This window comes from Mycolicibacterium arenosum (genome assembly GCF_024320865.1).
In the GTDB taxonomy this organism is placed as follows: domain Bacteria; phylum Actinomycetota; class Actinomycetes; order Mycobacteriales; family Mycobacteriaceae; genus Mycobacterium; species Mycobacterium arenosum.
Map to the genome: position 1 here is coordinate 14,919 of NZ_JANDBD010000022.1, position 24,533 is coordinate 39,451.

Annotated in this window: 20 protein-coding genes and 1 tRNA gene; 16 read left to right on the forward strand and 5 right to left on the reverse strand. The window is 68.1% G+C overall.

The annotated features are described in order from the left end of the window. Positions 1–72: 72 nt before the first annotated feature. From NM203_RS33425 to NM203_RS32625, 8 genes are all read left to right on the forward strand, one after another. A complete protein-coding gene (locus tag NM203_RS33425) occupies positions 73–1,659 on the forward strand; it encodes a MinD/ParA family ATP-binding protein (RefSeq protein ID WP_255065205.1) in 1,587 nt (528 codons plus the stop codon). Beyond that, positions 1,656–3,206, forward strand: coding sequence for a type VII secretion integral membrane protein EccD (eccD, locus tag NM203_RS32595; protein WP_255065206.1), 1,551 nt, complete (start codon positions 1,656–1,658; stop codon positions 3,204–3,206). The genes NM203_RS33425 and eccD overlap by 4 nt, the downstream gene beginning before the upstream one ends. Beyond that, positions 3,203–4,615 carry a type VII secretion-associated serine protease mycosin gene (gene mycP, locus NM203_RS32600; RefSeq protein WP_255065207.1) on the forward strand — a complete coding sequence of 471 codons (1,413 nt, stop codon included), beginning with the start codon at positions 3,203–3,205 and terminating at the stop codon, positions 4,613–4,615. The genes eccD and mycP overlap by 4 nt, the downstream gene beginning before the upstream one ends. Beyond that, a complete protein-coding gene (gene eccE / locus NM203_RS32605) occupies positions 4,612–6,312 on the forward strand; it encodes a type VII secretion protein EccE (RefSeq protein ID WP_255065208.1) in 1,701 nt (566 codons plus the stop codon). Before mycP ends, eccE begins: the two co-directional genes overlap by 4 nt. Further along, positions 6,309–8,096 carry a type VII secretion AAA-ATPase EccA gene (gene eccA, locus NM203_RS33430; RefSeq protein WP_255065209.1) on the forward strand — a complete coding sequence of 596 codons (1,788 nt, stop codon included), beginning with the start codon at positions 6,309–6,311 and terminating at the stop codon, positions 8,094–8,096. Before eccE ends, eccA begins: the two co-directional genes overlap by 4 nt. A gap of 52 nt (positions 8,097–8,148) precedes the next feature. Continuing rightward, entirely contained in the window at positions 8,149–9,522 is a 1,374-nt protein-coding gene (locus NM203_RS32615; RefSeq protein WP_255065210.1) for a PPE domain-containing protein, read from the forward strand. Positions 9,523–9,532: 10 nt separating this feature from the next. After that, complete coding sequence (locus NM203_RS32620; RefSeq protein ID WP_255065213.1) at positions 9,533–10,219, forward strand: hypothetical protein; 687 nt, start codon at positions 9,533–9,535, stop codon at positions 10,217–10,219. Positions 10,220–10,384: 165 nt separating this feature from the next. Further along, on the forward strand, positions 10,385–11,863 hold the full coding sequence (locus NM203_RS32625) for a serine/threonine-protein kinase (RefSeq protein ID WP_255065214.1): 1,479 nt from the start codon (positions 10,385–10,387) through the stop codon (positions 11,861–11,863). Between the two features lie 387 nt (positions 11,864–12,250). Here NM203_RS32625 and NM203_RS32630 read toward each other — a convergent pair whose 3' ends face one another. Beyond that, positions 12,251–12,427: a hypothetical protein gene (locus tag NM203_RS32630; RefSeq protein ID WP_255065215.1), complete on the reverse strand. Its 177-nt coding sequence runs from the start codon at positions 12,425–12,427 to the stop codon at positions 12,251–12,253. 96 nt (positions 12,428–12,523) lie between these two features. Between NM203_RS32630 and NM203_RS32635 the strand changes: the two genes are divergently transcribed. Next, positions 12,524–12,724 (forward strand): three-helix bundle dimerization domain-containing protein, encoded by a 201-nt coding sequence (locus tag NM203_RS32635; RefSeq protein WP_255065216.1) that lies wholly within the window; start codon positions 12,524–12,526, stop codon positions 12,722–12,724. On the opposite strand, the gene NM203_RS32640 is transcribed toward NM203_RS32635, so the two are convergent. Then, complete coding sequence (locus NM203_RS32640; RefSeq protein WP_255065217.1) at positions 12,713–12,979, reverse strand: hypothetical protein; 267 nt, start codon at positions 12,977–12,979, stop codon at positions 12,713–12,715. The genes NM203_RS32635 and NM203_RS32640 overlap by 12 nt on opposite strands. A 651-nt stretch (positions 12,980–13,630) precedes the next feature. After that, positions 13,631–13,987: a hypothetical protein gene (locus NM203_RS32645; protein ID WP_255065218.1), complete on the reverse strand. Its 357-nt coding sequence runs from the start codon at positions 13,985–13,987 to the stop codon at positions 13,631–13,633. Between the two features lie 323 nt (positions 13,988–14,310). Here NM203_RS32645 and NM203_RS32650 point away from each other — a divergent pair, with 323 nt between their 5' ends. The 3 genes from NM203_RS32650 to NM203_RS32660 all read left to right on the forward strand — a co-directional run bounded on the left by NM203_RS32650 (position 14,311) and on the right by NM203_RS32660 (position 16,501). Next, entirely contained in the window at positions 14,311–14,811 is a 501-nt protein-coding gene (locus NM203_RS32650) for a hypothetical protein (protein ID WP_255065219.1), read from the forward strand. A 4-nt stretch (positions 14,812–14,815) separates the two neighbouring features. Further along, positions 14,816–16,243 (forward strand): type IV secretory system conjugative DNA transfer family protein, encoded by a 1,428-nt coding sequence (locus NM203_RS32655; RefSeq protein ID WP_255065220.1) that lies wholly within the window; start codon positions 14,816–14,818, stop codon positions 16,241–16,243. Between the two features lie 181 nt (positions 16,244–16,424). Next, positions 16,425–16,501, forward strand: a tRNA-Arg gene (locus NM203_RS32660). A 951-nt stretch (positions 16,502–17,452) separates the two neighbouring features. Here NM203_RS32660 and NM203_RS32665 read toward each other — a convergent pair. Then, on the reverse strand, positions 17,453–20,281 hold the full coding sequence (locus NM203_RS32665; RefSeq protein ID WP_255065221.1) for a class I SAM-dependent DNA methyltransferase: 2,829 nt from the start codon (positions 20,279–20,281) through the stop codon (positions 17,453–17,455). A 230-nt stretch (positions 20,282–20,511) separates the two neighbouring features. Here NM203_RS32665 and NM203_RS32670 point away from each other — a divergent pair, with 230 nt between their 5' ends. Next, positions 20,512–21,531, forward strand: a complete 1,020-nt coding sequence (locus NM203_RS32670) for a light-mediated development protein DET1 (RefSeq protein ID WP_408633455.1) — start codon at positions 20,512–20,514, stop codon at positions 21,529–21,531. A 34-nt stretch (positions 21,532–21,565) separates the two neighbouring features. Here NM203_RS32670 and NM203_RS32675 read toward each other — a convergent pair whose 3' ends face one another. Then, complete coding sequence (locus NM203_RS32675; RefSeq protein WP_255065224.1) at positions 21,566–22,513, reverse strand: hypothetical protein; 948 nt, start codon at positions 22,511–22,513, stop codon at positions 21,566–21,568. Positions 22,514–22,599: 86 nt separating this feature from the next. Here NM203_RS32675 and NM203_RS33575 point away from each other — a divergent pair, with 86 nt between their 5' ends. From NM203_RS33575 to NM203_RS32685, 3 genes are all read left to right on the forward strand, one after another. Continuing rightward, on the forward strand, positions 22,600–22,785 hold the full coding sequence (locus tag NM203_RS33575) for a DUF6998 domain-containing protein (protein ID WP_408633456.1): 186 nt from the start codon (positions 22,600–22,602) through the stop codon (positions 22,783–22,785). A gap of 174 nt (positions 22,786–22,959) precedes the next feature. Continuing rightward, positions 22,960–23,478 (forward strand): hypothetical protein, encoded by a 519-nt coding sequence (locus NM203_RS32680; RefSeq protein ID WP_255065225.1) that lies wholly within the window; start codon positions 22,960–22,962, stop codon positions 23,476–23,478. Continuing rightward, a complete protein-coding gene (locus NM203_RS32685) occupies positions 23,475–23,999 on the forward strand; it encodes a hypothetical protein (protein ID WP_255065229.1) in 525 nt (174 codons plus the stop codon). The genes NM203_RS32680 and NM203_RS32685 overlap by 4 nt, the downstream gene beginning before the upstream one ends. Positions 24,000–24,533: the final 534 nt, after the last annotated feature.

Consider the following 24,533-nt stretch of genomic DNA (forward strand, 5'->3'; position numbering starts at 1 on the left):
CAGGCCATTCCCCCAGCCACCACCGCTCGCGGCCCGCACGCCCCGACCACGAACGATCATTGGAGACTCCCTGTGAGCGACAACCACGACTTCCGCTCCCGCTACACCACCGGCCTCGACACCGCCCGCGCCGGTGGCGCGCCCGAGCACACCGGGCCGAGTGACACCGGACCGGCCCACGCCGCGCCCGCTCCGGTCGACCCCTTCGCCGCACCCGGCGCGGAGGAGGCGACGCAGGCCGTGACGATGACCGGCGGGCCGAACCGGCACGCCGAGAACGAGCGCACCACCGTCGTCGATCGCGCCGACGTCGACGCCGCCCTCGCGAGCCCGCCGGCCCCGGAGCCCTCGGCGGAACCCGCCACCGGATCCGAGCAAACCGGCGGGCCCGAGGCGCCGCCGACGCCGACCGCCTACTGGCTCAACGGATCCGGCGGTCGCAACGGCTACGACAGCGCCGCGCCCCGACCCGAGGCGGCGGGCCCCGGCCTGCCCTCGCCCGCCCGGCCGAGCGCCCTTGGTGCGCCACCGCCGGCGCCGGCGCCGGAGCCCAACCACTACCCGCCGGCCGCGCCGGGGTACCCGCCGCCGGGCGCCGATCCCGGCGCGCTGCGCCATGAGCCCCCACCGCCGCCGTGGCAGCCGCACTACCCCGGCGGCGGCTCCGGTGCCGGCGGACCCGGCGTGTCGGTCGGCGAGATGCGGGCCCGGATCCGCGAGTCCCAGGTCGCCCCGCCCTACAAGCCGGTGCCGCAGACCGGCTGGCGCAAGGGCGTGTACAAGGTCACCCGGATCAACCTGGGACTGTCGGCCACCGAACGGCACTGGAACGACCTGGCCCGCCGGCTCAAGGTCAACCTGCGCGGCAAGTACGTCATCGCGGTGATGGGCGTCAAGGGCGGTGCCAGCAAGACCACCTCGACGATCTGCCTGGGCGGGGCGCTGAGCCGCTACCGCACCGACAAGATCGTCGCCGTCGACGCCAACCCGGCCAGCGGCAACCTGGCACGGCGCGTCGACGAACCGGTGACGCTGTCGTGGCGCGGCCTGATCGAGGACCGAAACCTGCAGGAGTACACCGATTTCCGCTCGTATCTGGGCAGGCAGACCTCCACCGGGCTGGAGGTGCTCTCCAGCGACGTCGGCGATCAGATGATGAGCGGGCAGAACCTGCTGGCCGCGGTCAAGCTGCTGCAGAAGCAGTACCCGATCGCGCTGCTGGACTGCGGCAACCAGCTCCGCGACGAGCTGACCTACGTGTTGCTGCACCAACTGGGCGTCGACGCGGTGGTGGTGCCCTCAACCACCCGCCTCGACGGGGCGCAGGGGGCCGCCGAGACGCTGAACTGGCTGATGACGCACGGCTTCCCGCACCTGGTGCGCGAGGCGGTGGTGGTGGTCAGCAACGTCAACCGGATCGACGCCTCCGCGCAGGTGAAGGGCCTGCACGAGGACTTCGCCCGGTCGGTGCGCGCGGTGCACGACGTGCCGTTCGACCAGCACCTGTCCGACGCCGTGGCCATCGACTTCGAGCGGCTGCGCCCCGACACCCGGCAGGTGTACATCGAGGCCGCCGCGTCGCTGGTCGACGGGTTCGCCTCGGCCGCCGACCGCGACGCCGGCGCCCGCTGGGGCGGCCCGGCCGGGGGCCGGCCGTGACGGCGGTCAGCGATCGCCGCGCCGGGCTGGGCGGCGAGGAGCGCACCCCCGGCGTGCGGGCGGCCGCCCGAGTCCGGCTGCGCGAGCAGGTGAGGGTGGCGGTGCTGTTCGACGACCGCCAGACCGACATGGCGCTGCCGGCGACCGAACCGGTGGCCACCCTGGTCGGCGACGTGCTGCGCGACCTGCTCGACGGCGGGGAGGCGCTGCGCACCCCCGACGGCCGCGACCTGGTGACCCCCGGCGCGGTCGCGCTGAAACGGGTGACCGGACGGCCGCTGAGCCGCGGGCAGTCACTGGCCGAGCAGGGCGTCAAGGACGGCGACCTGCTGATCCTGGAGGTCGACGACGCCGAGGTGTCCTTCACCCCGGTCATCGAGAACGCCTCCTCGGCGATCGCGCAGCACAACGCGACGAAGTTCGCGTCGGTGACCCCGCAGACCGCCACCGCCTTCGCCGCGGTCGCCGCCGCGATCGGCGCGGCGCTCGCGGTGGGGCTGCTGATCGACGGGTGGCGGCTGGATCTGGCCGCGGACGCCGCCTGGCCGTTCCCCGCGCTGGTCCCCGCGATCACGGCCGCCGCACTCGCGCTGATCCTGCTGACCGGCGGCGCGTTGACGGCCTGGCGGCGGCAGTCCCCGGCCGTGGCCAACGCGCTGCGCGCCGGCGGGGTGCTGGCCGCGACGGCCGCGGCGTTCATCTGCGCGCCCAACCCCCCGGCGTCCTGGCACCTGTTCTTCGCCGCGGTCACCGCCGCCGTGCTGGCGATCCTGCTGTGGCGGTTCGGCTCCGTCCCGCGCGGCGCGGCGGCGTGGCTGACGCTGGTCGGGATCGGCGCCGCGGCGCTGGCGGCGCTGCGCGGCGCCGGCGTGCAGACCGCCTACCTGTGGGTGGGGACGCTGGCGGTGTCGCTGGTCGTGCTGAAGTCCACCGAGACGCTGGCGCAGGTGATGGCGCGCGTGCCGATGCCGCCGTTCCCGACCATCACCGGCCGCAACACCTTCGACGACGCCGACGAGATCGCCGCCGAGGCGCTGGTCGCCGCCGAGACCGAGGGCACCCCGAGCGTCGCCGAGCTGGAACGCGCCGCCGACGACGCCAACACCTACCTGCGCGCGATCGTGGCCGCCGTCGCCCCGTTCCTCGTCCTCGGCGCGTACGGCGCGGTCACCCCGTTCACCGGGCGCTGGGTGCTGGCCACGGTGTTCGTCCTGGGCATCGCGACGATCCTGGTGTTCCGGGGCCGCGACTTCACCGACCGGGTCGCCGCGGTGACGGTGGTGGCCACCGCGCTGGCGATGGCCGTGGCCCTCGGGCTGCGCTACGTGTGGGTGAGCCACGACCCGGTGATGAGCCTGGGCATGGCGATGGGCGCGATGGCGCTGGGCTTCGCCGCCCTCGTCGTCGCCGCGGTGGTGCCGGCGCGGGTGTTCTCCGCCCCGTTCCGCAAGGGCGTGGAGTGGGTGTCCTACGGCCTGCAGGTGCTGGTGGTGCCGGCGACGCTGTGGCTGCTGAACCTGTACTTCCTGGTCAGGAACGCGCTGTGAGCGGCCGCTCCCTCACCCGCGCCGCGGCGCTGGGCTGCGCGGCGCTGTTGGCGCTGGCCGGGCCGCTGGCCGCCGGCACCGCCGCGGCGATCACCGCGCCGGTCGTCGACCCGGCGGCGGTCCCGCCCGACACCCCGCCCGGGCCCGACGAGCCGCTGCGCATGGAGCACAACTGCACGGTCCCCGGCGTCGTGCCGGGCAGCGACCTCGGCGCGCCCAGCCCGTCACAGGCGTTCATGGACATCCCGAGCCTGTGGAAGGCGGCGGCCAGCCGCGGCGCCGGGGTCACGGTGGCGATGATCGACACCGGGGTGAACGTGTCCCCGCGGCTGTCGCGGGTGCACGGCGGCGGTGACTACGTCGACCCGGCGGCCAACGGGCTGGCCGACTGCGACGTGCACGGCACGATCGTGGCCGGGATCATCGGCGCCGCGCCCGCCGAGACCGACGGCATGTCGGGGGTGGCGCCCGAGGCGGACATCGTCTCGATCCGGCAGTCCTCGGCCGCGTACGGGCCGGCCAACCCGTCGCCCGGCGACGCGCAGGCCGACCGCCGCGCCGGCACCGTGTCCACCCTGGCGCGAGCCGTGGTGCACGCCGCCAACAGCGGCGCGAGGGTGCTGAACATGTCGATCGTGGCGTGCATCCCGGTGCTCAAACCGGTCGACCAGACGACGCTGGGCGCCGCGCTGCGCTACGCCGCGGTGGACAAGGACGTGGTGATCGTCGCCGCGTCGGGCAACCTGGCCAACCAGGACTGCGCGCAGAACCCCGACATCGACGCCACCAACGGGAAGGATCCGCGCAACTGGGGTGGGGTGGTGACGATCTCGACCCCGAGCTGGTTCTCCGACTACGTGTTGTCGGTCAGCGCCACCGACGGCACCGGCCGGCCCGCCGTGGACGACCAGGGCCGTGAGATCAGCCTGTCCGGCCCGTGGGTCGGGGTCGCCGCGCCGGGGGTCTTCGCCCAGGGCTTCGACGACAAGGGCGGGTTGATCAACGCCACCTTCGACGCGCAGGCCAGCCAGTTCCGCGCGATCAACGGCACCAGCTTCTCGGCGGCGTACGTGTCGGGGCTGGCGGCGCTGGTGCGCGCCAAGTACCCGCGGCTGTCGGCGGCGCAGGTGATCAACCGGATCGAGGCCACCGCGCACTCGCCGGCCGCCCTGGTGGACAACCGGGTCGGGTACGGCGTCATCGACCCGCTGGCGGCGCTGAACAACGACGTGCCGGAGGGCCCGCCGAGGATGCCCGAGCACCTGTCGCGCTCGCTGGAGGTGCCGCCGCCGCCCCCGCCGCCGGACCGCCGGCCGATGTACATCGCGCTCGTCGGCTCCGGGGCGCTGGTCGGCGCGGTGCTGCTCGCGGTGTTCGTGTCGAACACGGCCAGGGAGCGGCGATCGTGACCGTCACCATCGAGAGCCTGGGCGAGACCGCTGCTCCCGCAACGGATTCCCGCCGTCGCGCCGACGAGCGCGGTCGGCTGCCGCGCTGGCAGCTGAGGTTCCCGCTGCGCCGGGTCGTCATCGCCGAGACGGTCGCCGCGGTCGCCGCGCTGGCGCTGGTCCCGTTCGCGCCGTGGTGGGCGTCGGGGATCGTCGCGGCGGTGATCGTGCTGTTCTCGACGGTGACCTACCGGGAGGCGAGCGCGTCGCGGTGGCTGGGCCGGTGGCGCACGCTGCGCCGGATGCGCTCGCCGCGCCGCCGGGCCGCGCGCGCCGCGATCGCGCAGCCGTTCACCGTGGAGTTGCCCAGCGTCGGCACCATCGGCATGCGCTGGGACGACGGCTACGCGATCACGGTGATCGCCCTGCACGGGCGCCCGCACGCGGAGTCGCGGCTGGTCTCCGAGGGCGCGCAGACCACCGACCTGGCGCCGCTGGAGGTGTGCGGGGCGCTGCTCGAGCAGTTCGGCGGCCTGGAACTGGAGTCCGTCGACCTCGTCTCGGCGGGGGCGCGCACCGCCGCCGACGGGGCCTACACGCCGCGCTACGTCGAGATCATCGCCGACCGGTCCGCGGTCGGGATCCGGCGCACCTGGCTGGTGCTGCGCCTGCGCCCGCAGGGCTGCCTGGACGCGATGTCCTACCGCGGCAGCGTCGCCGAGGCCGCCGCCGCGGCGACCGAGCGGATCCGGCAGGCCGCCGCCGCCCGCGGTTGCCGGGCGGTGACGTGCAGCGCCGAGCAGATCACCGAGGCCACCGCGGCGCTGCTGGACGGCCACGACCTCGCCGCCTACACCGAGCGGTGGTCGGAGCTGAGGGTCGGCGACGACTCGGTGAACGTGTACCGCATCGCCGGGCGGGACCTGACCACCCGGCTGCTCAGCGACCTATGGACCATCCGGGCCACGAAAACGGTTGTGCTGCTGCGCCTCACGCGCGACACCGAGGACGGTGAGCTGCTGGTGGCAGCGCTGGTGCGGGTGCACACCGCCGCCCCGCAGCCGCATCCGCCGATCTCGCCGCTGCACACCGTGCCGCTGCAGGGGTTCGCCGGGCTGGCGGCGACCCTGCCGCTGGGTGCCCGCTCCCTGGAGTTGGACCTGCCGGCGCGGCCGCTGGCGGCCCGCCCGCTGGACGTGCCGGTCGGCCCGGCCGGGTTCCTGCACGGCATGGACGAGCGCGAGGGCACGCCGTACCTCATCTCGTGGACCGACCCGCTGAAGTTCGTGCACGTGGCGATCGCGGCGAACCTCGACGTGGTGCAGTCGCTGATCCTGCGCGCCACCGCCGCCGGGGCAACGGCCGAGATCCACACGGACAGAACGCGATCGTGGGAGCCGATCCGCGACCACACCCGCATCCGGTTGGGTCAGCCCGGTGTGCGCTCGGACGCGGTGACGCTGATCGTCGCCGACGGGGCGGCACCGCGGCAGGCGCTCAGCCCGGTGGGGGAGCGCGGCCGCGCCCTGGTCACCGTCGTCGGGCCCGGAGAGCCGATGCCCGAGAACGCCGACATCCGGATCCAGCAGACCGCCACGGGTCACATCACGGTGATGACCCCCGTCCGCACGGGAGAGATCACGTTGGGAATCATGCGTCCCCGCAACGAGGCTCAGTCGTTGACGCACCTGCGGACGGCGGGCGGGCCCCGGTCGTGAGCACCCGCAGCACCGAGGCGCTGCGCGCCGGCATCAAGGCCCTCTCCAGCAATCCGCGCCGAGCCGGTGAGGTGCTGCGGATGGCCACCGACGACGACCCCGCCATGGCCGACGCATGGCTGGGCCGGCTCGCCGCCGGCGAGGACACCCCGACGGTGCGGGCGGCGCTGGCGAAGGCGGCACCACGGCTGGGCCACGACCTGCGCGGCCTGGGATACGAGCCGCGCCAGCTGGGCGTGGGATTCGACGTCGGATACGTGCGCTGGGAGATCCACGACGCGCTGACCGCCCGGCTCGCGTACGCCGCGGCACTGCTGGCCGAGCGCGACTACGACCGCGCCAGTACCGAACTCGACGACCTGGACGCGACGTCGGTGCTGGTGCGCTTCACCCGCGCGCAGCTGATGGGCGACACCGAACGCTGGCCGGACGTGCTCACCGCGGTGGCCGGCTGCCAGGGCTGGCCGGGCCAGCCCTACCTGGTGCGGGCGGCCAGCCTGCTGGAGGGCAAGGCCGCCGCCCGGCTGGGACTGTTCGACCGCGCGGCCGCCGCGGCCGAGCGGGCGGCCGAGGCCTCGATCACCGACGACGACGCGATCGTGCGGGACGCGCTGTTCCTACGCGCACTGGTGCACCGCGCCCAGGGTGATCCGGAGGCGGCGCGGCAGCTGCTGACCGACGTCGCGGGCCGGTGGCCGCGGTTCGGCGACGCGTCCGCCGCACTGGCGGATCCGACCTACGGGCTGCACGTGGTCGACCACACCACCATCGACAGCCGCACCGACCGCTGGAACCCGGCGACGCAGACCACCCCGCAGCAGCGGGCGGCCGCCGAGCAGGCCGACAACGCCCGGCAGCGGATGGCCGACGGCGAGGCGACGCTGGCGGCGATGGTGGGCCTGGACGGGGTGAAGAAGCAGATCGCGTCGCTGAAGGCGAGCACGATCACGCGGGTTCTGCGGCAGCGCAAGGGGATGCCGGCCGCATCGGCGAGTCGGCACATGCTCATGGTCGGCCCGCCCGGTGTGGGCAAGACCGAGTCGTCGCGGGCGATCGCGCAGATCTTCTGCGGGCTCGGGATCCTTCCTCGGCCCGACGTGTTGGAGACCAAGAAGACGAACCTCGCGGGGCAGTACGTCGGCGAGGTCGAGGTGAAGACGCGGGAGTTCCTCGAGTCGGCGATCGGCGCGACGGTGTTCTTCGACGAGTTCGGCGATCTGATCCACGGCGGCTACGCGCACGGCGACCCGATCGGGCAGGCCATTATCGGCGAGCTGGTGCCGTGGATGGAGAACAACCGCGAGGACGCCATCCTGATCGCCGCCGGCTACCCGAAGGCCTGCGAGAAGGTGCTCGGCGTGAACGCCGGTCTGCGGGGCCGCTTCTCGACGATCATCACCTTCGACTCCTACACCCCGGACACCCTGATCAGGATCACCGAGGTGATCATCGCCCGCGGCGGTGACACGGTGGAGCCCGGTGCGCTGGAGGCGGTGTTCACCGCGCCGTTCACCCGGTTCTACAACGAGCACCACCTCACCGACGACGGCGACGTGGTGCGCACCATCGACACCCTGAACAACGGCCGGTTCGCCCGCAACATCGTGGAGAAGGCGCAGGCGGTCCGCGACGAGCGCATCATCGGCGACTTCGGTTTGCACGACATCGATCTCAGCGACGTCGCCGCCGGGGCGGAGGTCCCCGACGACGCCATCTCGCTGCTCACCAAGGAGGATCTCGCCGAGGGTCTGCACGAGGCGCTACCACCGGGACTGCGGGGGTGAACACCCCCGGTAGCCCTATGGTGCGGGTGGTGCGGCGGGGTTCGACGGTGCGATGACCGGACGGATCGAGGTCGACACCGAGGGCCTGACGGCCGACGGCCGGCAGCTCGCGGCCGCGGGCGACAGGATCAAGCGGACGGGTTGTGCGGCGCCGGCGGGCGATCCCATCTCGATGGACGTCGCCTTCCTGCTCATCCGGCACGAGGAGGCGATCAGCGAGATGCTGGACTACGCGCAACGGGTCCGCGAGCACGGCGGGGCCGTCGTCGAGTCCACCGCGGCGATGTTCACCGTCCTCGACCGGAACAACGCCCTCATGTTCGACCGCGTCACGGTCACGCACGACGCGAAGCTCCCGCAAAGCACCACCGGCGTTCCCGGCATGCCCTATCTGCCTCCTAAGCCCGGCGGCTACCGGATTCCGAGCATTCCGCAGCCGAACACCGGCGTTCCGCCGCTGACCGGGGAGCAGTTCGCCGAGGAACTCGACTCCGGGCCGGGCTCGAACTCGGTGCGCAACCTGTCGAGGGACTGGCTCGATCACGGGTTCGAGCTCGAGGAGCTCGGCGACGACGTCCGGTCCATCGGGGACCGAATCGACCGTGACTGGTTCGACGGTGAGCACAACGCCGCGAAGAACGTTCGCACGCACGGGAAGTGGCTGCAGTCGATGGCCAAGTGGGCCGCCCGCCTCTCGACGGGCGCCGACGGGGTGGCGGACGCGTTCGACACCGCCGTCGACAACTGCCCGAGGCCGGCGGAGTTCGACCACGCGAAGAACGAACTACGCCACCAGATCGACCTCAACCGCAAGATGTTCGGGTTCAACGCCGGCGGCGTCGAGGAGGCCGCCGCGGAGCTGTCCAGGCTGCAGACCCGCGCCGTGGACGCCATGCTGGTGTACCTCGGCTCGGCGACCGGCGCCGTCACCGACATCGGGGACCCTGTCGTTCCGTGCCCGCTCATCGCCGAGAAGGCGGTCATCCCCAACGAGCTGACCGGTGGCCCCGGCACATGGACCGCGGAACGGCGCGGCGGCTCCGAGCGATCGCGCGCTTACGAGTCTCGGGTCAGCGGATCACCGGACGGCATGGAGTACGAACTGCCCCGCGGTGACGGCGAACCCGGCTACACCGACTTCGACGGGTTCGACCCCGGATCCGGTGCGGCCGGCCTGCTGATCGAGGCGAAGGGGCCGGGCTACGACTGGATGGTCGGCGCCGACGGCAACCTGAAACCGAATCTGAACGTCGCCGTGTCGATACCGCGGCAACTGGAGCTGCAGTACGACGCGGCGCTGGCAGCGGGAGGCGTCCCCGTCGAGTGGCGGGTGGCCGAACCGCGCTTCGCCGAGGCGATCGAGCGGATCATCGCGGCCAATCAGTACGACGACCTGATTACCGTGGTCACGGTACCGGCGGGTTAGGAGATCCAGAGTGCTGTACTTCAAAGGGGCGTGGACCGATCGCCCCGACACGTCGCGCACGGCCGCGGAGCGCGTGCTGAGGACGTGGCAGCGCATCCCGCCCGAGCCCGACGCCTACGGCCCGTGGGGGGTACGGCACCCGGCCGACGGCGCCGACCACACCACGTTCGCGAAGCTCGACGATCCCGACAGCGTGGAGAGAATCGAGCAGGCGATCGTCGCGGAGACCACCTTCATGAACAAGGGGCCCCGATCCGCACCGGGGGTGTTCGCGTCGTTCCGACGACAGAGCCGACTCGAGACCGTCGACGGCGCGCCCGCCGAAGCCGAGTTCGCGGTGCGCGCCGGATTCAGCGCGCCACGAAGGAACACCATCCTGTTCAACGTCAACTCCGACACTGAACCCGCGGTGTTGCAGGCGATCTGCGCCGCGCTCGTCCAGACCTGGGAGCCGACGTACCTGACCCTGACGTCCTTCGAGATCAGCAAGGCCCAGGGACACCGCACCCCGCAGGCCGACGTGGGGTGGTTGACCTACCTGAGCGATGCGGTGGCTCTCGACGGCGCGGGTCTCGACGAGGCGATCGCAATCCGCGATGCCGACGGCGGTCGCTACCTCACGCTGCCCGGCTCGCCGGCGGACCCGGACGGGTCGTCTGTTGCGGCGGTGCGACGGGCGTTGGGGTACGAGGGCTGAGCCGGGCTGCGGCGCTGGACAAACGCGTGGGCTCAGGACGTGCTGCGGAGGTCCTCTGCGGCGTTTGTCGCAGAAGACATGTGCGTGACGCTACGTGTTATCAGTGACGACCAAGCGTATTGCGGGAATACCGCGGCCGTCCCTGTCAGCAACTAACATTCGCCCATGCCACTGCGGATCGGTGAGACGTTCGCCGGGTACCGAGTTCTGCGGATGCTGGGGTCCGGGGGCATGGGCGAGGTGTACCTCGTTCAGCACCCTCGGCTTCCCCGCCGTGAGGCACTCAAGGTCCTTCGTCCGGGCATATCCAGCGACACGTCGTTCCGGGAGCGGTTCATTCGAGAGGCCGACCTGGCCGCCGGGTTGCGTCATCCCCATATCGTCGGAATCCACGATCGAGGCGAACACGAAGGCCAACTCTGGATCGCCATGGACTACATCGACGGCACCGACGCAGCCCAGCTGCTCGAACAGAAGTATCCCGCGGGTATGCCGATTGATCTCGTCGAGTCGATCACGACCTCGGTGGCCAGCGCCCTGGACTACGCACACCGGAAGGGCCTGTTGCACCGGGACGTGAAGCCCGCGAACATCATCGTCGCCGACCTCGACGGCGACGAGTCCGGTGTGTACCTGGCCGATTTCGGTATCGCCCGGCCAGTCGACGACATCGGCGGCATCACTACGACGAACATGACCGTTGGCACAGTCGCTTTCGCCGCCCCAGAACAACTCATGGGTGATGCGATCGACGGGCGTGCGGACCAGTACGCCCTGGCCGCCGCCGCATACCACCTGTTGAGTGGCGCGCAGTTGTTCCCGCACTCCAATCCCGCCGTTGTCATCAGTCGCCACCTCAACGCACCTGTACCCGAGCTCGCCGACACACGACCCGACCTCGCCTCGCTCGACTCAACACTGGCTACCGCGCTCGCCAAGAATCCCGATGACCGCTTCGCCGCATGCGTCGACTTCGCCCGTGCTCTGACCAACGCCAGTTCTTCGAAGACCACCCGTAGTGCTGTAGCGCCCACCACTCCAGCCCTGCCGGCCCGCCGCCCCCGGGCCACACCTCCCTCCACCGAAAACGTCGGTGCGACAGACGAAGACGACTCTGCTCGCTCTGCCACGCGGAGAACTCTCGGCGTATCGGTCGTAGCGGCATTGCTGCTGCTCGGCGTAATCGGGTTGTCGTGGCGGCTATGGGAGCGCCCGCAGTCCAGCACGACCGCTACCTCAACGAGCAGAGCATCGTCCCCGTCCAGCCCGACCGCGACAGCAGCGCCGCCTCCTGTCACAACTTCTGTTGCGCCGCAGCCTCCCCCGGCTTCAACGGTGACGGTGACGACGAAGGTGGTGGCGTCCAAGATCGGTACGCCCTGTGCGGGTTCGAGCGGCTACAACATCGGCAAGTTGTCCATCGATCCGGCAGACGATCGAATCATCGTGTGCGGATACGACGACAGCATGAACAACCAGGTCTGGCAGCCGGTCACCGAGCCTTTGGTGGGCACCGTCGAGAGCGGGTCATCCTGCCTGCCCTCCCAGAGTGGCCAGAGCGCCCGCAGCACGGCCGGCTACCTGGTTTCCTGCTTCGACCCGGGAATGTCAGAAGGCTTCATCTGGGCCGGCGGCGACTACTGAGCGCGAAGCGAAGGAGTACCCCACCTCCCGGGGAAGCGGCTCATGACCGGTCGGGGCGCCACCCTTGCGGTTCACATTTGAGCGTCGAACAAGTTCGGGCTAGAGGAAATGACACGAAGACTGGAAGCCAGCGAGTGCCATCTCGGGGGGAATCCTGAAACGTCGCACTTGAGCAGGTTGAAAGGTGTCGTCGATTGGGGGAACCTACAGTGTTCGCTGACGGCGCGGCGTTCGCCGATGACGCGGACGATGTCCGAACTGAGCTGCCAGACGTGCTCGTTGCCCCTAAAGTCGCCGTCAAACCCGGCCATCCGCGCCAGCCTTCCCACGTCGGCAATCGACGGCCGAATTCAGTACCTCTAGTTGGTGATCGTGTCCGATTGAGGTCTAGTCCGCTCGCAGTCGCTTCTCAGCTCTTTCGACCTCGTCGCCGAGGTCGCGGACGGCTTCACAGAGTTGGATGAGCCCTTCCGCTAGCTGCTTCGTCGTCGGGTTCTCGGTTGTCCGCTCCGCCTCGCGGAACTTGTTTGCGGCGCCGGTGGCCCACTGGCTCGAGTTGCTCACGTGGGGGACTGCAGCGACGGGTACCAGCTACAGCGAGTGTGTGACGAATTCGAACAACAGTTGTCCTCCGCGTGAACGTGGTGCGAGCATTGATACATGGTCGAGTCAAACGAATGGACGGCTATCCAGCAGGTTGTTGAGCGGCTCGCAGCGAGCTATCCGAACGTCCCGCAGGAGACGGTCACGACGGTGGTTCACCACAACCATTCGCGCTTCGACGGTCGACCGGTACGGGACTTCGTACCGCTGTTCGTCGAGCGCGGCTCCCGTCGGGAATTGGCCGGCTTAGAGAGCTAGCTCGTCGCTGGCCCAATAGGCCGCGAAGCGCCTGTCCAAATCCGCAATCATGCGGGTCAGAATGCTGATCTCGATCTCCGCGCTGCGGACATCCGCACGGAGATTGGCCGCATACGCGCGCCTCTCGATCAACGCCCGGCGTTTGATGATCGTGCCCTGGAGATGATCGCGTCGCGCGACGAGTTCGGCGCGGAAGTAGGCGCCTTGTCTGGCGTCGGCGGCTCGATGAGCCGCCTCTTCTCCGTCGAATCGCACCGCCGTACCGTAACCCCGCACCGGCGATGACCGCAGTTCGGCTCGCCCCTGGAGAGATGGGGCGCGTCGCGCTAGGGGTTGAGTCGTCGGTAATGGCCTCGATGTGCCCGCGGGCGCGGACGACGCCGAAGCCGGTGAGCAGGACGTGTTCGCCGACAGCCGAGAGCAGGACGTCGGAGGACGTGTCGGTGCACCACACCGCGGCTGTGCGGGCAGTCGAGCGCCTCGGCGATCTCGATGACGATGCGGATCGCTCGCTCCGGGGTGACGGCGCCGGCGACGTACTGCATGGCGATCCAGAGCCAGGCCGTCGTCGGTTTCGCCGTGGTTGTACACAGGCACGATGTCGGGGTGGGCGAGGCCCGCGACGATGTCGGCCTCGCGGCTGAACCTCCCCCGGAAGCCGGGTTCGCGGGAGAGTTCGGCGTCGAGGACCTTGAGGGCGTCGAGACGCGGAAGCGTCGGATTGCGGGCCAGGTACACGGTGCTCGTGCCGCCGGCGGCGGGCACGCGTTCGACGCGGTAGCCCGCGATCTCCCCACCCGTGGCCATCCTCCCAGGATTCCACGTCCTGCGACTTCCGCTCGAGACTCCGCCGTGGGAATCCGTTGCAGGCGGCGATGTGGACGCCTCGCAGGTGGGATGCGTCGGTCAGCGGCCGAGGCACCGACCGTCACCGGGGAGCTCGGATGGACGGGCGGCGAGGTAGTCGTCGACCCACTTCCGGTCCGCCTCGCACAGTCCTGCGGTCTGTTCCTCGAAGTAACGGCGTGGTTGGTGCGCGCCCGGCGGCTCGTCCAGCGCGAGACCCTCGGCGAGGAGCCGTCGGGCAGCGACGGCCTCGCGTCGGCTCGCGGTCGGGTCGGCCAGGGCCTCCGTCGCGGCGTCGACGGCCGACCACGCGTACTGACTCCGGCGGTGACGGTCGCCGTCGGTGGCGGCCCGCCGTGCGGAGGCCACGTCGCTGCGGGCCTCGTCGAGCGCGCGGAGACGGTTCGGTTCCGACACGGCGACCTCCGTAGATACAACCTCGTGCGAACATCGATATGTTCACTATTGCATGGTGTTGCTTGTTAATGCCATTATGGGCGGGTGCGACCCCATCCGTTTCACGCCGGTGCCGATCACCCGCCGTCCGTGACGGCGATACGGGGCCACACCGCGAGATGCGGTGCCGTGCTTCGGATCGCGTCGTCCCGGTGTACGGGCTGGTCCCCCGGAACCGAGAACATCGCGTCCAGCCGGCACCGCATCCGTCTCATCGCTGGACAGCATCACGACGGGACGCTCGGGCCGGCGACTGTCGGCACCACCGGCGGGAGCCTGCCACGATGAGCGCCGTCGTCAGCGAGCCCGATACGTCCGGTTGGTTGCGGACCCTGCTGAGTGGTCGACCGCACCAGGTGGTGCGCAACGCCGACGGCGCGTACCTGCACCGGTGGTATCTGCTGCCGCACAATCGATTCCACAATCTGTACCTACACAGGTTCGTCCAGTCCGACGACGACCGGGCCCTGCACGACCACCCGTGGGCGTTCGTCACGGTCGTGCTGGTCGGCCGGTATCGCGAGGTCACCGAGTGCGGCGTGTTGGAGCGCCGCCCCGGCGCGATCGCTCGGCGCCGCGCCGACCACAGGCACCGTGTCGCACTTCTCCGCGACCGCGAGGGACGCGAACGGCGCTGCTGGACAGTGGTTCTCACCGGACCGAACGTGCGGACGTGGGGCTTCTGGTGTCCTCGCAGCGAGGAGCAGGACCGTTTCGTGCCCTGGCGCGACTTCGGCGCCGGGGGCTGCGGCGAAGCGCACGCCGTCCGCGGCACCGCGTCCTGAGCGGGTGAGACGCGCCGTGTACGCGAAACCCGAAACCCCGTACTGCGGGTTCATGACGCGCGTCGTCGAGGGCGCCGGCGGTCGCCGCACCCGACAGCTGTACATGCCGCGCACCGCACCGCACGTGCTGATCACCGCGCCCACCGAGACGGGCAAGACCCGTCGCGTGATGGCGCCGGCGGCCGTGTTGTGGGGCGGGCCGACGGTGGTCGTCTCGTCGAAAGACGATCTGATGCAACTGGTGATGGAACGCAGGTTCGGGCCCAAGCAGTTGATCGACTTGAGGCCCATCACCGACCCGCTGTGTCCCGACGGCGTCGAGCGGACCGTGTACGACCCGACGGCGAACATCTTCACGCCGTACGAGGCTCTGACGGTGGCCGAGACCGTGATGCAGATGGCCACGGTGGGCCTGGGCTCCGGCGCGGACCAGGTCTCCGACGGCGGGGTCTGGGAGTCGCAGGCCGCCGGGCCGTTGGCGGCCTTCCTGTACGCGGCGTCGCCGATGGGCAACAACCAGGGCATGGACTGGGTGCTCAAAGCCGTCGACAACATCGACACCACCAGCGCCGGTGCCGCCAGGCCGGGTTGGGTGCAGGCCGCCGCGATCTGTCACCGCTTCGAGGTGCTCGCCGTCGGAATGACCCGGATCCTGGATATGGAAGCGCGGCAGCGTGATTCGGTGGCCATCACGATGCGCAAGGCGATCACGCCGTGGCTGCGGGCCAGTCTGATGAACGCGGACACCACCGAGCTCGTCCAGGCGTTCGACCCGCGCTTCCTCGACGATCCGCAGGCGACGCTGTTCGTCCTGGCCCCCGCGGACGGTACCGTCGCCGGCGCGGCGGTGACTCTACTGGACTCGCTGGTGCGACGGTGGCGGGAGAAGACCTCGCGACGCGAGCAGATGCACCGCCTCCTGATGGTGATCGACGAACTGCCCAACACCGCACCGATTCCCGGCCTGCGCCGCATCGTCGGTGAGGGCCGCGGCCTGGGCATCAACCTCGTCGCGGTCGTGCAGGCGTCGTGTCAGCTCGACACGGTCTACGGGCCGGTGTACGCCGAGGAACTGCGCCACATCTTCCCGGCGAACCTGATCATGTACGGCGCTCACGAACGAGACCTGTTGGCGCAGAGCGAGGACTGGTCGGGGCTGACGTTCCGCCGCACCGAGGGTTTCGAGCAGGCCGACGGCCGCAAGGGGCTCAGCAGCGACTTCGGATCGGGGCTTCGGTGGCAGGAGCTGCTGCCGCCGGATCGCGAGCACGCGCGACTGATCCTGCGCGGTGGGTTGGGTCACTGCGTGCAGATCCCGGACTGGAGTCGATGGCGGTTGTTGTTCGACTCTGCGGTCAGGGATTTGGTGGCGACGGCGGGGCCGCGACGTCAGGGGTGGACGTCAGGTGGACGTGGCACTCACGTCCCGTGATGCGCTCGAGCGTCGTCGCAAAACGCGTGGTTCACGACAGGAAGGATCCGGCATTCGGCGGGTTGGCGGCATCGCCTGAAGAACACCACTGTCGCATCCGTTTGACCGTTGTGGCCGGCTCGGCGCGATTCGTTAGGCCGTCCAGCCCAACGGCACTGGATCGTCTCGCGACGATCCGCACGCGTCCCGTAGCTCAGGGGATAGAGCGTCTGTCTCCGAAGCGGAAGGTCGCAGGTTCGAATCCTGCCGGGAGCACCAGGTCAGAATATGTTTCCGAGACAGCCGGGCAACTATCGGGCAATAGCGGCCCGCGATGAAGTAGCACCGGGCACTCACCCGGTCCACCGACGATGGCGGCGGCGAAACCGCAAACAGCCCAGCGCACCTGGCGAGCAGCAGGTTGTAGCCTGACCCCGTTGAGGCTGGACCTAGTGGAGTTTCGGTTTGGAACATCGTCTACGTCCAAGGCCAAGGTGTAGGAGGCAAAGCTTCAAGTGCGATGATGTCGCATGACTTCTGGGATGTCATCCACTGAACGCGAGCGCCTTAAGGCCGAGAGTGCGCTTCAAGAGAAGCGCACTAAACGCGCTCAATGGATCGCGATCGTAGCCTTGGTGGCCTCGGTCGGCAGCGCTGTGTCGGCCATCGATTCAAGCCGAGCGTCCATCGGCAGCACCCGTTTTGCAGGTTTGCAGCCCTGTATGAACTACCGAAACGCGGTGATCGCACTGCACGATCACGGATTGACCGCGGACCAGATCGCGGCAGTGCTGAACGCCGAGCGAGCGGTGTTTGACGCTGACCTAAACGAGATTGAAGGCGGGGGTCCGGCATACGACCGCCTGTACCGACCAGCCTGCGGCAGCGTCGAAGACATCACGGAGCATTTTGCTCCCGTAGTTCCGGCGTCTACCTCTGCGCCGACGCCTGTCCCGAGTTCAGCGTCATCCCCGCCTACACCCCCGTCAGCTGAATCAGCGCCGTCGTCTGCGCCGAGTTCAGCCCCGATACCAGCGTCGGCTCGTCCCAATCCGTAAATCGGTGACTGCCATCGCCGACAGGCGAAGCCACGGGACGGGCTGTGCTCGCCCCATGGCGCACGAACGCAGCCGTGCCCGATGCACTTTGTTTCGGGACGACATCTAGGTCGAAGGCCAAGGCCTAGTGACTAGACGGACGGAATCGCGACCGCGTTGGCGCGGGGCGCTCTTACGGGTTTGCGGTAAGCCGGTAGGTGGTGGTGTACGCCTCGGGTCGGCCGCCTCCACCTGGTGCGGTTGCGACCTCCGGGTCCGACGCGGCGGCGAGGTTGAGGGCGAGCAGCTGAGCGAGGAGGTCTTCCTCGGGGTTGAATCCGTAAGCAGCGATCACCGCCGCATCGAGGCGTTCGTGCAAAGCACGCAGGTCGGACTTCCCCGGCGTCCGCAGGGCGTCGTATTGATCCCCCAGGCTGATGCCCTCGGTGAGCCGGGCCGCTCGGTACTCGGTGATGGCGGCCATCGCCTGAGCGACCTCGGCTACCGCGGCGGCGCCTGGGGACGTCGGCCATGGGAACGAGTCCCACACCGTGGTCGACGTGTAACGAAGGTCGGATTTCAGCTTCGAGCAGCGTTCCTCGAACCACGCCCTATGGAGTGCCGACGACAACACGCCGAGAGAGTAGTCGTCATCTAACGCGATGACGGTCATCGAATCGTCGGGCCGGATCGTTGTGTCGACGAACTGGAAGACCGAGATTCGCTGCTCGGCGGCCACGCGAGAAGTGGCGATGTACCGGTCCAAGTGGGCGAACGCTTCGATCATGTCGTCGCGCCGGTACGAGTGCTGCCACCACTTGTTTAGGAAGTTCTTGTTATGCCATCGCACCTGTGCCTTTGAATTGCGTTTCAGGATCGCAGCATTCGCAGTGGCCTCCTTCTCCGCGGCCAGCTCTCGGTCGGGCAGCACCAGACCCCGCAGCCTTGCCAGCGCGCCTGGGGCTGCAACCTTGACCTTCAGAGCGTCGTCGTGCGGTAGGTCGATTACGAGGTGCTCAGGGTTAAGTGAGTGGAGTAGAACCTTCCCACCGAGGACGGGATGAACAAACGCCGCTGAGCCGGGATCCCTGGCAGTCAGTTCTGCGGCCTCGTCTTTGGTCAGGCGGAACGCGGCGATCTTGCCCGTCGTCTGGCCCTGGAAGATGCGCTTCGGTGCTTTGTTCTGTGGCAGCGAGGCCGCCGTGCCGACGTCGGTGACCGGCCTCAGGCTGGCAGCGATGTCATCGACTTCCAGGCGGAGCTGTCCGTTGTTGAGCCATAGGACCTTCTTCGCCGGTGCATGGCTCGAGCCCTTGACCCAGTTGATGATGGATACGTGGACCACGGCGTCACCCGACCACGGCATGACTGAAATCGCTTCGAAGATCACCCCGTCGTTCTTGACGACGTAATCGAGTGAGGCCTTTCGCGAATCGCCATCGCGAACCGCCTGCGTTGCGACGAACCCTGCCCGGCCGCTGTCGGGAAGTGCCCTGTGCGCGAGAGGGAACCAGTACGTAACGAAATCGCTGACCCCTGGGCTCGGATACTTGTCGTCCAGCTGCGAAACGTAATCGGCGCCCAGTTCGGCGGCCATTTTCCGCCGGCCCAGATATGGAGGGTTGCCGATGATGACGTCGGCATTCGGCCATTCGGCGAAGAGTGCATCGCGGCATTGAATCGACTCGTCGAGGTTGTCCAGCGGGAGCGCTTCGATGTACTCCTCGAGCTCGTCGGCGGCGAGCTTCTTCGCCATCATCATGGTGACCTTGGCCACCTCGACGGCGAAGGCGTTGTTGTCGAACCCCATGAAGTGATCCGGCGTTACGTAGGAGATCGTCGCCTGACCTGATTTCACCTTGCGGCGCGCCAGAATCCGGTTCTTGACCTCGACCTCCAGACGGCGCATTTCGCGATAGGCCACGTAGAGGAAGTTGCCCGATCCGCACGCCGGATCGAGCACTCGATAGCTGGCCATCGCGAGCTGGATCTGTTCAAGATCACCGATCGTCTTCGCGGCTTCGATTCGCTCTAGCCAGGGGTCAACTATGCAGGGAATGACCACGCGAGCAATATCGGCCTGCGACGTGAAATGGGCACCGTAGGCGTGGCGCTCGTCCTTGTCCATCGAGGTCTCGAACAGCGTGCCGAAGATTTCGGGGCGGACGGCCGCCCAGTTAGTCGTGCACGCCCAGCGGATCGCGTTGAGCTCATCCCTGTTCATTTCAATCGGCGTGATGTTCTCGAAAAGGCCGCCGTTGAAGTACGGCGTCCCGGCGAACTGGCCACCCTTCGTCCGGCCCGGCTCGTTCATCTCCCGAAAGAGCGAACCGAGCAGGTCGTAGGCCTCGCGGCCCGACTTGGACTCTTCGACGACACGGGTGAAGAACTTCTCGGGGAGCAACCCGATGTCCTCGGCGAACATCGCCACGACCGACTGGAGGACGAAGTGCTGAGCATCGAGCCGAGGGACGCCGCGCTCCTTCATGGAGCGGAACACGCTGGACACCTGGGCCGCCGCCTCGCGCGTGACCTGAACGAGGTCGTTGCCGAACAGCGGCGGCTCCGGCTCCGGCAGCAGGAACGCAAGCACTTCTCTGCGGCTGACGAGGTCGTCCAGCTTCAGCACGTCCATGGGGGCGTCGAGCTGGAGATCGAAGTCGTACACCCAGAATTCGTCGAAGTTGCACAGCACCACGTAGTTCGGGCGGTGCGGGACGACCTGGATCCAGTACTGGAAGGCCTGCCGGAAGTGCTTCGACAGGTCGGTCCCGGCCTTCTTCATTTCGATGATGCAGCGCGACTCCCAAAGGAGGTCGGCAAACGATGTCCCCTTCGACTCGGCTTTCCGCACGCGCGCCTCCAGGGTCGCCCCCGCCTCGCGCACCCCGCCATGGCCGAACGCCTTGAACAGGCGGTCCAGGAAGACCTGCGCCTCGCCTTTCTCGTCACCCTTGAGAAGGTTGTGGCGGTACGCGATGAAGTCGGCGAGGTCCTGTTGGATCGTCTCAGGCTGAGCCATGAGTGGCACTGTAGGACCGTCCACCGACGCCACCGGGTTGGCGCACCGACGCGGCGCTCGAACCGGCTAAAGAAGTGGACGTCGAGTCACCCACAGCGAGAGGCCGTGGCGCGTCGGAGTGCAGACGTACGATTTCGGCGGGCACCTTCAAATGAATGGGTTGACGGGCGAGCCTTATCCGCCGCCTGAGGCCGCCAGTCGGGAACCGTAACGCGGAGCAAGCGGATTGAATGAGTGGCGTGAGCGATGTCGAACCGACGAAGCCTGTCTATCTGGAATCGGTGGCCCGCGAGGGCAGCGACACCCCAGAACGCGTGGTGCTGTACGAGCGGGTTGGGAAGAAGGTCTATGTCCGCGCGGTCGACCCGTGCGATGACGACCAGGAACCTGAACGGGTGCGCATCGACGATGGCGACGAGTTGATCGTCATGGAGCACCTATCACACATCACTCACCACCTGACACTCGAAGGCGATGACGGCTACCTGCTGCCGCAACGCATTGTCGAGACAAGCCGGGAACCGGGAATGGTCGTCGCCAGAACCCTCCGCCACGGGGAGGTCGATGACGGGCGTCGTGTCCACGTCCGCCCAGGCGACAAAATCGAGGTGCACCCGACGCTTGAGATCGACGCCGTCGACGAGTTCGAATCCCAAGGCGTCCTCGGCTATGCACCCATCAGCCCTGTTCTGTGGACGTGGCTAAAGATCGCACCGCAACTGACCGACGACAGGCCGCGGTATTTGCTGTCCGCCGCACGGCGACTCGACTTGGCTCAGACGCTGTTCATGCGGGTTGAGGAACTCCGACAGAGCGATCCTGAGGGCGCGCCCGCGGTGCGACGTGCTCTATTCGAGCTAGTTGGCGCGACCGAACTGGCGGTGGTCTCGCTGAGCCGAGCGATCGACATGTGCACTAAAGCAGGAACGGACATCGGCGTCACGACCGCCGTGCCGTCGGACATCACCACGCGGGCTACGGCCGTGATTGCAATACGCAATGCCTACGAGCACATCGAAGATAGGGCGCTAGGGAAGGTTTGGGGCAAGCCGGACCCCAATGCGCTGACCATTTTCGATCATGTGAGCATCGCCGTGGACGGCGTGATCAGATACGGAGTGCACCAGCTTGACCTCGGGACCGACGTACCCGAGACCATCAGCGCCATACGACAGTTCCTCAAGACAGCAGCAAGCGAAGCGCTTCCGCCGCCCGACTCGCCAACAACCACCACGTACGTTGATGCTTAATCCGCCCAGCCATGTCGGCGGGCACCGGGTCGTTTCAACGGGTGATGCGGCGCGCAAGGGGGTTGAACGGCAGCACCTGCCCGCCGACGGCGGCGGGCAGGGTCGTTGCACCGTGCTGCGCGAGGCGGCCCGTCGGTGCGGCGATGGTAATCACGGCACCAGCGGCCGAGGCCAGGGTCTCGTAGGTGATGACCGCGGCGGCCACCGAGTGGGGTTGGTGCTGACCGGCTTCCCAGCTGAGCATGTCAGCTTCCAGGTGCGGCAGCTGGCCCGCGATGCGGCACCGCCCGGTCTCCAGCGCCGCAATGAGCCCCTGAGAGCGGGCCAGGGCGTCCCCGCGGCGCGGGGTGCCCGGTGGCGGCCACGTGCTCACGCTGATCGTGTGGCCGGCGCCGTGGCGATCGACGGCCTCGCGTAGAAGTCGCTTGTAGGTGGTGGCGGCGCTGTAGCCCTCGACCACGATTCGCGAGGCACCGATGGCGTCGGCCAGCTCGACGGCCTTGGTCGCCCAGGTGTCCGACGTCATGCGGGCCGAGACGTCGTGAGTCAACGCGATGCGGCCGTCGCGGCCCACCTGCCCGGCCACGATGCCGGTCTCGTCACCCTCGCCGCTGTCGGCGGGGTCGACGCCGACGACGGTCAGCGTGGGACGGCGGGAGGCGGTGATCAGCCGGTGCCCGTCGATCCACTCGCGTTTGCTCAGCCCGCCCTCGGGGCTGGATGGCACGCCGAGGTACATCGCCGCCCACTCCCGCGAACCGACCTCAGCCTTGATGCCCCGGAACCGTTCGAGGGTGAACCCGTTGGCCGACGTGAGCGCGGTGCCCGACGTGTTGCGCTGCAACGCATCCGGGACACCGCTGGTGCTGATGGCGGGAATGTTGACCGACCGCCAGCGGCTATCGGGCTCGGCGAGCAGTGATCCCGCGATGTCGTCCTCAGCCCACCGGGTGAGCACGACGATGGCACTGCTACCGGGCATCAGGCGGGTGAGCTATGAGGCTTTAAACTCATTAAGCAACCGGCGTTTGTAGGCATCGGGTTGCTGACGCGCTGATCGTTCTAAGACTGTCGCGCAGGTCCGACGCGAACCATGAGGTGGTCTACAACGGTCCGTTTGCGTTCGCCGCCGAGCAGGCAGGCGCAGTCGGTACAAATGGCCAAGCGCCAATCGGCCTGAATAGGCTGCGAGCGTTGAACGTGCGTGTAAGAGACGGCGACCGAGTGCCCCACCGCCGCCTGTCGTCGCTCTGACGACTGTCATAACTGCCTCACGTTCCGTCTCAGAAACGATCCTCGCTTTCGAAATGGCCAAAGACATCTGCCGCATACGATGCTGAGGGGTTTTGGAGGCAACCGGGGAACGGGGTGTCGTGAACGGAGCGAGGCCGGGCGCAGTGGTTCCGCCGCAGTGAGGGGACGCGATTGATGGACGACGTTGGTGGCAAGCGGCCACACGACTACTTCGACCGCGCGCCCAACTGGACCGACACGCTGCCCGACTACCGGAGTCTGGCCCGCGAGATCGGACAAGAGATCGCCGCCACCAGGCCGCCGAATGTCCTGAAGAACAATGGTCGCGCGTTCTGGAAGCTCACCGAGGCCGACAGTGGAGAACTCATCTGGCTCGCATTCACCCGGCCTGATGCGCGGTCGGCACTCGCCCGGCGCAAGGTCTGGACTCTCATCCCGCACCTGCAGGATTTCATGGCGAACTGGTTCGTGAGCGTCGACCACGAGCTCACCGATCAGAACCAGTGGATACACACAAACATCGACGTTTATGAGGCACGCGAACTGGCATTACTGGTGCCGCAGCCGAAGGTCGAGGACATCAAGCGGATCACCCGACCCGAAGCGGTGCTGGCCCTCGACGACATCGACCGGTACAAAGTGACGACCGTGCTGGGCAAGGGAACCGCTCAAGCGATGAGGACTCGACGATGACTCGCCTGAACAAACAGGGATTCTGGGAGTGGGCGTACGGCGACCTGCTGTCTAACACCAACCGCGGCGTGCTGGCCGAATACATCGTGGCTACAGCACTCGGCATTCACCACACGAAGCGCGTGGAATGGGACCGGTACGACCTTGTCATCGGTGATATCGGTGTCGAGGTGAAGTCGGCTGCGTACGTGCAGACGTGGAAGCAAACCCAGCTATCAAAGATAGTGTTCGGTGTCCGCCCCGCAACGGGCTGGGACGCCCGCACCGACACCTTTGCGGAGAGTGCGGGGCGAAGCGCCGACGTGTACGTATTCTGTCTGCTCGAAGGTGACGACCACGATGCCATCAACCCGCTCGATGTCGCACAGTGGACCTTCTATGTGCTACCTACCAGCAAACTCCCCGAGCAGAAGACGATTCGGCTCGGACCGCTGAAGGCCCTCGGTCCGTATGAATGCGCCTACGACGAACTCAAGTCCGCCATTCACAAGGCAGCAGCGGAGAATCGCGGCGACGCCTAAGGCGTCGTCCGCTATCGCATCGACGCTGATAGAGACGCGGTGCCGCCGTTGCGGGCGGCGGCGTGACTCGGGCGGGAAGGCGACAAAATGCCGCTATCCTCGTACCTCGAAATCGATAGGTTAATGCGACTGAGATGCGGCGATCCGCGTGGAGACGGCGGCTGCGGGAACGCCGATCGCCGGCGTCTTGTAAACCAGTCTCATAAATGCCATCAAGAGTCATCACAACCGACGACGCATCCGCGCAGCTCAGATGTTTGATTCCACATAAGGCATCAAACCCAGCGCAAACTCAAAACGCCGTGTAGCGCGATCTTAAAATCCACTGCCCCGTGGCCGTGCACGACCGGAGGAGTGATGGCGAAATTTGCCGCGAGCAGTCCGCTTACTTCTCGGTTTGGCGGGGGCAAGTGTCAGTTCCGGTCGAAAAGTGAGCAGGTGATTCCGGGGTGGGTTCTAATCAACGTCGCAACACCGACGGACTTTGTGAGGTTAGCAGAGCGGCGAATAGGTCAGCGGGACAGCGATCTTGGA